Origin of the sequence: Microbispora sp. ATCC PTA-5024 (genome assembly GCF_000511135.2) — a bacterium.
GTDB lineage: Bacteria > Actinomycetota > Actinomycetes > Streptosporangiales > Streptosporangiaceae > Microbispora > Microbispora corallina.
Map to the genome: position 1 here is coordinate 107953 of NZ_KI866522.1, position 8309 is coordinate 116261.

The following is an 8309-nucleotide window of genomic DNA, read 5'->3' on the forward strand; positions in this document are numbered from 1 at the left end:
TGGAGGGCCACCTGCGGCTCCCGTTCACCCAGCCGCCGCAGGTGGTGGCGGAGGCCGTGCGCCGCATCGCGGGCGGCGTCCCGCAGCAGGGCTACCGCCCGCGCGAGCCCCTCACCCCGACGCTCTGAGCGGGCGGACTCAGGCGGGAGGGGCGCCGCCGGCGAGACGGGCGGCCGGCCGGTCGGCCATCAGGGCGTGGACCCGGCGGGCGAACGCCAGCAGCAGCAGGCCGCCGGCCACGGCGGCGAGGGCGAGGGCGAGGTAGTACACCGGCATGGGCACCACGGTCGTCAGCCGGTAGACCTGGCCGCCGATTGAGTCGCCGACGGCGATCGCGAGGTACCACACCCCCATCATCTGGTTCTCGAACGCCCGGGGCGACAGCTTGTTGGTCACCGACAGCCCGGCCGGGCTGAGGAACAGCTCGCCGATCGTCTGGATCATGTAGACCGACAGCAGCCAGAGGATCGACACCCGCGACCCGTCCGAGGCGACCGACGCGGCCATCGACATGACGACGAAGCTCAGGCCCACGAGCACCAGCCCGACGGCGAACTTGACCGGCGCGGTGATCCGGTCGCCCGCCTTGAGGAACAGGTCGGCGAACACCGGGGCGAGCACGACGATCGCGATCGAGTTGCTGTTGGCCACCCAGCCCGGCGGGATCGTGTAGCCGAGGATGTCGAGGTCGGTGTTCTTCTTCGCGAACAGCAGCAGCGCGCTGCCCGCCTGGTCGTAGATCAGCCAGAAGAGCGCGGCGGCCAGGAACAGCCAGACGTACGCGACGAGGCGGGTGCGCTCCTCCGGCGTGATCTCGTGCGACCCCCTGAACAGGAACACGAAGTACGCCAGGGGGACGGCGGCCGTGACGACCGTCAGCGCCAGGGCGAACCGGTCGACCGTGAACGTGCCGCTGAGCGCCCACAGGGCGAGGCCCGCGGCCAGGGCGGCCAGCCCCCAGCCCGCGACCCGCTTGAACCGCCGCTCCTCCTCCGGGGTGAGCCGGTGGTCGGGCTCCTCGCCGGCGCCCCGGAGGTGCCGGCGGCCGAGGACGTACTGGGTCAGGCCGACGGCCATGCCCGCCGCCGCCGCGCCGAACGCGAGGTGCCAGTGGCCGCCCGTCTGGAGCCAGGGCACCACCATGATGCCGACGAAGGCGCCGAGGTTGATGCCCATGTAGAACAACGTGTAGCCGGAGTCCCGGCGGGCGTCGTCGCCGTGGCGGTACAGCTCGCCCACGAGCGCCGCGATGTTGGGCTTGAGCATGCCGCTGCCGAGCGCGATCAGCACGAGCCCGAGCCAGACGAAGGCCCCGCCGGCCGGGACGGCCATGCTGAGGTGGCCGGCCATGATGACCGACGCGCCGTACAGGACGGTCCTGCGCGGGCCGAACAGGCGGTCGGCGAGCCAGCCGCCGGCCAGGGCGAGCAGGTAGACCGAGGCGATGTACACGCCGTACACGCCCACGGCGGTCGTCTCGGAAAGGCCCATGCCGCCGCGCACCTGGGGCGCCGACAGGTACAGCACGAGGATGGCGCGCATGCCGTAGTAGCTGAACCGCTCCCACATCTCGGTGCCGAACAGCGTGGCCAGTCCCCGCGGATGGCCGAAGAACTCGCGCTCCCGCACCGGCGGCTCGGACAGTCCCGATGTCATGCGCTTCCCCCCGATGGCACAATTTCCCTGTACCTTACCTGGCCTAATGTCCGTTTTGTCCGATTAAAGGGGATCTTTATGGACCGACCGGTCGGACTTCTCACTCCCAGGCTCTTGTCGGTTGTGATCAGGTGTGGTGCGATGCATCCCAATCGTGCGACTGGGCACCATTGGGAGGCGCGATGGGCGGCGTTCTTGACGAGCGGGCCGCGATCGAAGGCGAGATCGCCGGCAGGACCGTGTGCGAGCAGTTGAGGTGGGCCGCCGGCGAGCATCCGGACGCCCCCGCCTACTCCGACCCCGCCGGGGACGGCTGGACGACGCTCACGTACGGCGAGGCGCGGCAGCAGGTCCTCCGGATCGCCGCCGGCTACGCCGCGCTGGGCGTCGGCCCCGGTGACGCGGTCGCCCTCATGCTGGTCAACCGCAGCGAGCACGTGCTCGCCGACCTCGGCGCCGTGCACGCGGGCGCCGTCCCCTGCTCGGTCTACGCGACCTTCGCGCCCGACCAGGTCGCGTTCGTCGCGAACGACGTCGCCGCCCGGGTCGCCGTCATCGGCGGCCCGGCCGAGCTCGCGCGCTGGGAGCCGGTGCTCGGCGAGCTTCCGTCGCTGGAGCGGATCGTCATGCTCGACGGCGCCCCCGAGGGCGACGACCGGTTCCTGAGCTGGGCCGACTTCCTCGACCTCGGGGCGCGCGCGCTCGCCGCCGACCCGGCGGCCGTCGAGGCGCGCTGGCGGTCGGTGGCCCCGGACGACGTCCTGACCGTCCTCTACACCTCGGGCACCACGGGGAACCCCAAGGGCGTGCCGCTCACGCACACCAATGTGGTGTTCGAGGTGGAGTCGACGCAGCGGGTCATCGACCTGCCCCCGCAGAGCACCCAGATCTCCTACCTCACCTACGCGCACATCGCCGAGCGGGTGCTGAGCCTCTACCTGCCGCTGTTCAAGGTCAACCACGTCCATTTCTGCACCGACCTCGCGAACCTCGGCGCGACGCTGGCCCAGGTCAGGCCCGTCATGTTCTTCGGCGTACCCCGCGTGTGGGAGAAGATGGCCGCCCGGCTGCAGGCGCTGCTCGCCGTCCAGCCCGAGGAGCAGCAGGAGAAGGTGCGCGCCGCCATGGCCGCCGGGCTCGCGTACGTCGAGGGCCTCCAGCACGGCCACACGGTCACCGACCAGGTCCGGGCCGCCTACGAGCAGGCGGACGCGGCGCTGCTGTCGGTCATCCGCTCGCTGGTCGGCCTGGACCGGGCCCGATGGCTCGCCACCGCCGCCGCCCCCATGCCGTCCGAGGTCCAGCGCTTCTTCGCCGGCCTCGGGCTCAAGGTCATCGACGTGTACGGCATGACGGAGACGACCGGCGCCTTCACCTGCAACACGCCCGACTCGTTCAAGCTGGGCACGGTCGGCCGGGCCCAGCCGGGGGTCGAGGTGCGGATCGCCGGGGACGGCGAGATCCTCACCCGCAGCCCCCTGAACACGCGGGGCTACCTGAACCGCCCCGAGGCGACGGCCGAACTGCTGGACGACGAGGGCTGGCTGCACACCGGCGACGTGGGGTCGGTCGACGAGGACGGCTTCGTCCGCATCGTCGACCGCAAGAAGGAGATCATGATCACGGCCGGGGGCGAGAACATCTCCCCGGCCAACATCGAGAACTACCTGAAGGAGCACCCGCTCGTCGGCCAGGCCCTCGCGTACGGCGACGGCCGGCCGTACCCGGTCGCGATCCTCACCCTGGACGGCGAGGTCGCGCCGGGGTGGGCGCAGGCGCGGGGCGTCGCCTTCGAGTCGCTGGCCGACCTGGCGACGCACCCGGACGTGCTCAAGGAGGTCGAGGCGGCGGTCGAGGCGGCCAACGCCAAGCTGGCCCGCGTCCAGCAGGTGAAGAGGTGGCGGCTGCTGCCGGTCGAGTGGACGGCCGAGAGCGCGGAGCTGACGCCGAGCCTCAAGCTGAAGCGCCGCGTGATCCACGCCAGGTACGCCGGCGTGATCGACGAGATGTACGCGGGCTCCTGACGGCCCCCGGGATCTTGGCCGAACCATTGCCCTGCGGGGAGTGTGTCGAGGCCGGGCTCCCGGCTCCCGGTGCGTACGGTCTCGGGGCATGATGAGACGCACCCTTGCCGCGCTGGCGGTCCCGGCCGCCTGCCTGCCCGCCTCCACGGCGCCGGCCGCGGCCGCCGCGGAGCCCGCGATCCGCTCGATCACGGTGCGGCCGGTCGACCCGGTCGTCGGGCCGACCGGCTCGGTCAGGCTGGTCGTCGACGTCTCGGCCCGCGACGCCGACCGGGTGTCGGTCGTCGTCGAACCCGGCCGGACGCGCTCACCCAGTCCGTCCGAGCCGGGTGAGCCGTCCGAGCCCGGGGAGCCTGGCGAGCCCGGCGACGACAACGATGGCGGGGACGGCGGGGAGACCGGCGACGCCGGGGGTGACGCGGCGCAGTCGGGCGACGCGGGACCGGTGGCGCCGATGCCGCCGTACGGCGCCGAGGCCCCCCGGACGGCCCTCGACGGCTTTCCGCCGATCCTGGGCGGCGCCCTCGTCCCCGGGCGCGTGGTCCGGCGGACGGCGTCCTGGGACGGCGCCTGGGAGACCTGGCGTTTCCTGCCGCAGAAGGCCCTGTCGCGGTGGTACCCGTGCGGCGCGTGGACCGTCACCGCCACGGCCAGGGGCGCCGACGGCGCCGAGACGACCGCGCGGACCGTCTTCTACCTCCGGCGGGCCACCGAGCTCGACGGGGTCAAGGTCGCGCGGGACGGCGACGGGGTGCGGGTCACCGGCACGCTGATGCGGGTCGACCCCCTCGGGCGGGTGGACTACCGGCCGTACGCCGGGCAGCGGGTCGCGATCCGCTTCCGGCCCGCGGGCTCCGGCGACTGGCGGCAGATGGACACGGCCGTCACCAGGAAGGACGGCTGGTTCAGCGCCCGCGCGCGCGGGCAGGGCGACGGCCAGTGGCGCGCCGAGTACGCCGGCAGCACCCGCTACGCCCCTGCGATCAGTGCGGGCAGACGAGTATAAATTGCTCAAATCGGCCCATAAAGCTATAAATGCCAATAAATTACAGAGGTCGGCAGTTGCTGAATTGTGACATTTATTTTGGAGGTTGACGCAACTTTTCTCTCCCTTCGGGCGTCTATGACGTAGGCGTGCCCCACCCCCGGGGCGCGCTCGATTCACGGGGAGAGGATTACCTCATGGTGAAACGAATCGCTACCGGCCTGGTAGCGGTCGCCATGGGCGCCATGGCGCTCGTGGCCGCGCCCGCGTACGCGGACGACGCCACGCCTTCGCCGTCGCCCACGCCCACCCCCACCGCAGGGGACGACGCCAAGCACGGGTACCTGCCCGACCCCAAGATCCTGTCGATCGACGTCAGCCCGAGCACGGTTGTCGTCAATCGGCATGGTTCGGTCGAGGTCACCGCCACGGTGAGGACGAAGGACGTCAAGAGTCTCTCCATCGACGTCTGGGAGCCCAAGGAATACCACCACGGCGGCGGCGACGGCGACGGGCACTGGTTCTCCAAGAGTGACGGTCCCGGCTACGACAAGGCGAAGTACGACGTCACGTCGAAGTCCTGGACGTTCACCTGGAGCCACAAGACCGGTCTGTGGAAGGTTCACGTCGAGGCCGTCGGCGTGAACGGCGCTCAGCTCTCCGCCGAGCGCGGCTTCTTCGTGAAGCACCAGGAGTGGGCGCCGCGGCCGAAGGGCCCGAAGGCGACCCGCATCGTGGGCTTCGACGCCACGCCGGAACCGGTGCGCAAGGGCCACAAGCTCGCCCTCCAGGGCAAGCTGCAGGTCGCCCAGTGCTATGGCGACTGGTACTACGAGTGGGACAGCTACGTCAGCGTCCACGGTGGCGACGACTACTGCCAGGACAGCCGGGACTACTGGCACGACTGGCACTGGCTCGGCCAGCAGGACATCGACGTCTACTTCCTGCCCAGCGGCTCGCACAAGTGGAAGTACGTCGGCACGACGGAGAGCGACCCCGACGGCAGCTTCTACACCAAGGTCCGGGCGCTCAAGTCCGGCACCTGGGGTGTGAGGTTCGACGGCACCAGCCGCCTGAAGGGCTCCGAGGCGTACGACTACGTGAAGGTCGTCCGCCACTAGGAGTGTCCCCGGCACCACCCTTGAACGCCCGGCTCCGCACCTGGAGCTGGGCGTTCTTGTGTCAATGCCGCAATTTCTCGCTAAATCAGGTTTCTCTGACGTTGTTTTCTGATTAAAAGTGACAGTTGGGGTAGGGAGCACCCGGCGATCCCGCCAACCGTTCATAGTGAGTGGAGCCGGCCATGACAGGGTGCGTGCTCGACAGGCGTGTAGGGGAGCGAGAGTGATCCGTTTGCTGCTGGCCGAGGACATGCACCTGATCAGGAAGGCCCTGGTCGCCCTGCTGTCGAGCGAGGACGACCTGGAGGTCGTCGCCGAGGCCGACAAGGGGGAGGACATCGTCCGCCTGGCCTGCCTGCGGCGGCCCGACGTCGCGCTCCTCGACATCGGCATGCCGGGCGTGGACGGCCTCACCGCCGCCGCCGAGCTGCACAGCCGATTACCCGCCTGTAAGACGGTGATCCTCACCGGTCTCGGCACCCCCATGGCCCTGCGGCGGGCGCTCGACGCCAACGTGCGGGGCTTCGTGGTGAAGGACGCCCTGCCGAGCCACCTCGTGGACTGCATCCGCCGGGTCGCGCGGGGGGAGCGGGTCATCGACCCCGAGCTGGCCGTCGCCGCCCTCGATGCCGACAGCAACCCGCTGACCGCCCGCGAGCTCGACGTCCTGGAGACGGCCGCCGGCGGCGCGACCGTGGGGGAGATCGCGGACCGGCTGTGCCTGTCACGTGGAACGGTCCGCAACTACCTGTCGCGCATCCTCAGCAAGGTGGGCGCCCGCTCGCGCGTCGAGGCCATCCAGATCGCCTCGGAGTCGGGCTGGCTGTGGCCCGCCGCCGGCCGCGACCTCGGCGTCCTGCGCTACCGCGCCCGCCGCTGACCCGTCCAGGGGGCCGGGTCAGGAGACGCGGCCGAGGTCCCGGGACTCCCAGTGGCCGACCAGGTCGGCGTACAGCGGGGACGCCTCGGTCATCTCCTCGTGCGTCCCCGCCAGGACCCGTGCGCCGTCCATGACGAGCACCCGGCGGGCCCGCAGCGCCGAGGAGATCCGGTGCGCGATCACGATGAGCGTGCCGCCCCTGGCGGCGAAGGCGGCCTCCGCCTGGGCCTCGGCGGCCGGGTCCAGGTGACAGGTCGCCTCGTCGAGCACGGTCAGGCGGGCCGGGGACAGGTACGTCCGCGCCAGCGCGACGAGCTGCCGCTCGCCGGTGGAGAGCCCGGCCGGGTCGATGTCGGTGTCGAGACCGCCGCACCGCCGGGCCAGGCCGTCCAGGCCGAACAGCGCCACCGCCTCGTCGACCGCCCCGGACGGCGCCCCGGGCGCGAGGTGCGTGAGGTTGTCGCGCAGCGTGCCGTGGAACACGTACGCCTCCTGCGGGATCAGGGCCCGGGCGTCGGGCCGGACCTCGGCGGCCGGGACGCCGCCCACCAGCACCACGCCCGCCGACGGCCGGAGCAGGCCTGCGACCAGGGCGGCCAGGGTGGACTTACCGATGCCGCTGGGGCCGACCACGGCCAGGTGGCCGCCCTCGGGCACGACCAGGTCGAGGCCGTCGATCACCGGCTCGGCCGCCGGCCCGTACGCGAACGTCACCCCCCGAAGCTCCAGGCGGACCCCGTCGGGCGCGGTCTCCCCGTGGCGGACCGGCGGCCCGGCCGCGCCCAGGACGCGCTCCAGCGTCACGACGAGCCGGACCCCGCTCACGCCCAGCCCCTGGATGAGCCCGCCGAGCGCGGGCGTGAGCGACTGCGTGACGTAGGTGAGCGCGCCGAGGACCACGCCCGCCGTCAGGCCCCGGTCGAGCAGCCACGGCGCGCCCGCGAGCAGGAGCAGGACGGGCAGCAGGCCGCCGACGGCGAGCGAGAGCGTCCGGGACGCGGTCACGGCGGCCAGCGACCGGGCGGCCCGCGCCTGCCGGGCGACCTCCCGGCCCACGCTCTGGGCCACGCGCGCCTCGCCGCCGCAGGCCGTCACGTCCCGCAGGCCGCCGGCCATCGCCGCGACCGCCGCGGTGGTCCGCTCGTCGGCCACGATGAACGCCCGCTGCCGCCGCGCCAGGGCGGGCAGGGACGCCAGGAACAGGCCGAGCCCCACGAGGACCGGGGGCAGCACGAGCGGCAGCACGGCCGGGGACAGCGTCGCGATCCCCAGCGCCACGCTGACCAGGGTGAACGCGAACGAGCGGACCACGGTGACGACCGCGCCGAAGGAGTCCCTGGCCAGCTCCACCTGGTGGTTCATCCGGGCCACCGCCGCGGCGTCGCCGCCCCGGCCCGCCCGGAGCGCACCGGCGACCACGCCCTCCACCAGGTCGTCGCGGAACGGCTCGACGATCCCGGCGATCTCCAGCAGGACCCGGCGGGCGCCCACGGCCGCCACCGCCCAGGCCCCGCCCAGCACGGCCAGCCAGGCGAGCCCGGTTAGCGGGCGGCCCGCCGCGAACCCCTCGTCCACCGCCCGCGCCACCGCGTGTCCGCCCGCGAACGCCGGGGCCGCCTCCCCCAGCGACCAGCCCGCCAGGC

General features: G+C 72.5%; 6 protein-coding genes. 4 read left to right on the forward strand and 2 right to left on the reverse strand.

The window, feature by feature from the left end; genetic code table 11:
* Positions 1-138 precede the first annotated feature (138 nt).
* Positions 139-1656 (reverse strand): peptide MFS transporter, encoded by a 1518-nt coding sequence (locus tag MPTA5024_RS00495; RefSeq protein WP_084369346.1) that lies wholly within the window; start codon positions 1654-1656, stop codon positions 139-141.
* Positions 1657-1838: 182 nt separating this feature from the next.
* Between MPTA5024_RS00495 and MPTA5024_RS00500 the strand changes: the two genes are divergently transcribed.
* From MPTA5024_RS00500 to MPTA5024_RS00515, 4 genes are all read left to right on the forward strand, one after another.
* Positions 1839-3680 (forward strand): AMP-dependent synthetase/ligase, encoded by a 1842-nt coding sequence (locus MPTA5024_RS00500; protein ID WP_036318563.1) that lies wholly within the window; start codon positions 1839-1841, stop codon positions 3678-3680.
* Between the two features lie 88 nt (positions 3681-3768).
* On the forward strand, positions 3769-4686 hold the full coding sequence (locus MPTA5024_RS00505) for a hypothetical protein (protein ID WP_036318565.1): 918 nt from the start codon (positions 3769-3771) through the stop codon (positions 4684-4686).
* Positions 4687-4862: 176 nt separating this feature from the next.
* Positions 4863-5786: a hypothetical protein gene (locus tag MPTA5024_RS00510; protein ID WP_157099235.1), complete on the forward strand. Its 924-nt coding sequence runs from the start codon at positions 4863-4865 to the stop codon at positions 5784-5786.
* A gap of 223 nt (positions 5787-6009) precedes the next feature.
* Entirely contained in the window at positions 6010-6666 is a 657-nt protein-coding gene (locus MPTA5024_RS00515; protein WP_036318570.1) for a response regulator transcription factor, read from the forward strand.
* Positions 6667-6684: 18 nt separating this feature from the next.
* Here MPTA5024_RS00515 and MPTA5024_RS00520 read toward each other — a convergent pair.
* A partial coding sequence (locus MPTA5024_RS00520; protein ID WP_063794598.1) for an ATP-binding cassette domain-containing protein occupies positions 6685-8309 on the reverse strand: 1625 nt, incomplete at its 5' end.